Here is a 2,355-nt window from a genome sequence, read left to right as displayed (position 1 = left end):
CTTTACACAAAATAATGTAGCTGGTGTTTTATCAGCGATTGAGGGCGGATTTCGTAATTTAAAAAATATGCCGTTCGTTATGTTGGATAGAGTAACATCGAATAAGGAATATTCTGTTTATTCTGATGATTATCAAGGAGGAACTTTAGCTGCTCAGACAATCGCTGAAAGAAGTCCAAGAGAAGTAGTTGTCATGGTGGGGCCACGCAGCGTTTCTAATTCATTGGTCCGCCTATCCGGCAGTATTAAAGTATTGGAAGAACATAAAATCACTTATCATTTATTTGAAACGGAGTCCTTTCAGTTCGAATCTGCAGAGAAAGCTTCCTTTCACTTGTTGGAAAATTTCCCGAAAGTAAACAGTATCATTGCTTCCAATGACATTCATGCACTGGCTGTGATGAGAGAAGCGATTCGAAGAGGCATCAAAATCCCCGATGAATTACAGGTCATTGGATATGATGATAATCCGTATAGCAAAATGATGTATCCAAGTTTGGCAACTATCGCACAACCTGCCTATCAAATTGGCTATAAAGGTGCAGAGATATTATGTGCTCGAATAGAAGGCAGAAAAGTTAAAGAAAAAAATATTCAATTACCTGTAACGCTTGAGGTGAGAGAATCATTGAGAAAGAAGGATGAAAATGAGTAAACTTACTGTAGTCGGCAGTTTATCAACGGATTTTGTTGTAAGTGCCGAAAAAAGACCGGAAGTAGGAGAAACCATTATAGGGACAGATTTTAAAACTACTTTTGGGGGAGAAGGAGCCAATCAAGCGATAGCAGCAGCTCGGTTAGGCAGCCAAGTCACCATGATTGGAGCAGTCGGAGCAGATGTGTTTGGGCAAGAAATTATTATGAATCTAAAAAATAACCGTATTGATACCTCAAATGTGGAATCGGTTACACATTTGTCTTCTGGCTCAGCTCATATCACAGTCGTGGATGGAGACAATAGCATCGTTTATATTCCAGGGGCGAATAATGCTGTAACTGAAGAACAAATCGTAAGCGCTTTAAATAAAATAGAAGAAAGTGATATGGTGATGGTTCAAAATGAAACACCGCTCGAGGTTATTAATGTTTTAGTAGAATTATGTTTTCAAAGAGGAATTAAAACTATCTATAATCCTGCACCAGCTAAACCCATTACAGAAGAATTGATTGAAAAAGTTACATTTTTAACTCCGAATGAATCAGAATACAACGTATTGTTTCCAAACTGGAGTTTGTCAGAAGGAATGAAAAAATACCCAAATAAGTTGATTGTTACTATGGGTTCAAAAGGTGTTTATTTTAATAATGGATCAAAGGAAATACAAGTACCTTCGTATTTAGTTGAGCCTGTAGATACCACTGGTGCAGGCGATACGTTTAATGGGGCTTTTGCAGTAGCTTCAACAGCTGGACTAGATATAGAAACCAGCATTCGCTTTGGTAATTTGGCCGCTGCATTATCGATTCAAAAATTTGGTGCACAAGGCGGGATGCCGACATTAGATGAAATGAAGGGAAGTGATTTTTATGAAAAAGAATGGAACCTTAAATAGTGAAATAGATAAAGTCTTAGCAGATTTAGGTCATACTGATCAGCTAGTGATTGCTGATGCTGGATTGCCGATCCCAAATGGAGTGAAAAAAATTGATTTAGCTTTAGCGCTCAGTGATCCTCCTTTTCAAAAAGTGCTTGATTTACTATTAGCAGAAATGGTTATCGAAGAAGTAACCCTAGCAGATGAAATAAAGACAGATAACGCAGAACAATTAGAACAAATCAAACAAAAATTGCCTTCGAAAAAGATTAACTATGTTAGCCATGAAGAATTTAAGCAACTGTCAAAATATGCTAAAGCTATTATTCGAACTGGAGAAGCTACTCCATATTCCAATATTATCTTACAATCAGGTATCATTTTTTAACAAATAAAAAATAGTTGATAAGAGAAATTTATGTTAATTAATTATTTAAAAGAAATATAAAAGGGGGGAATGAGATGTTAAAAAAGTAAATAACGATTTAACAGCTGAAGTTTTTATGAAATTAAGGGATAAAGCTAATTTTAGCACGTATAAAATAAAGGATATTGAAGTAGCGTTTAAAAACAATCTGTTTTCAGTAGTCGTATATGATAATAATAAACCTATAGGAATGGGTCGTATTATCGGAGATGATAGAATTGCATTTTTTATTAAAGATGTCATTGTTGATCCAGAGTATCAAAATATGAAAGTTGGAAATACCATTATGACTTCTTTACTTGATTATATTGAAAATAGAGGATGTGTAGGAGCATATGTAGGCCTAATGTCTACTCCTCATAAAGAAGATTTTTATAAAAAATATGGTTTTAT

At 35.1% G+C, this 2,355-nt stretch carries 4 protein-coding genes; all 4 read left to right on the top strand.

Annotated elements, in window-relative coordinates:
• Positions 1 to 655, top strand: a 655-nt coding sequence (locus RT405_RS11510) for a substrate-binding domain-containing protein (protein ID WP_313469811.1), incomplete at its 5' end; no start/stop codon positions are given.
• Positions 648 to 1,553 (top strand): ribokinase, encoded by a 906-nt coding sequence (rbsK, locus tag RT405_RS11505; protein ID WP_313469808.1) that lies wholly within the window; start codon positions 648 to 650, stop codon positions 1,551 to 1,553. The genes RT405_RS11510 and rbsK, both read left to right, overlap by 8 nt.
• The gene (gene rbsD / locus RT405_RS11500) at positions 1,528 to 1,923 is read left to right on the top strand and encodes a D-ribose pyranase (protein ID WP_313469806.1); all 396 of its coding nucleotides are present in this window, start codon (positions 1,528 to 1,530) and stop codon (positions 1,921 to 1,923) included. The genes rbsK and rbsD overlap by 26 nt, the downstream gene beginning before the upstream one ends.
• A 115-nt stretch (positions 1,924 to 2,038) precedes the next feature.
• Positions 2,039 to 2,355: GNAT family N-acetyltransferase (locus RT405_RS11495; RefSeq protein WP_313469804.1), on the top strand; the 317-nt coding region annotated here is incomplete at its 3' end.

This window comes from Carnobacterium sp. (assembly GCF_032094055.1).
Taxonomy (GTDB): domain Bacteria; phylum Bacillota; class Bacilli; order Lactobacillales; family Carnobacteriaceae; genus Carnobacterium_A.
The sequence above is the reverse complement of the archived record's forward strand: the minus strand, read 5'-3'. Positions and strand labels throughout refer to the sequence as shown.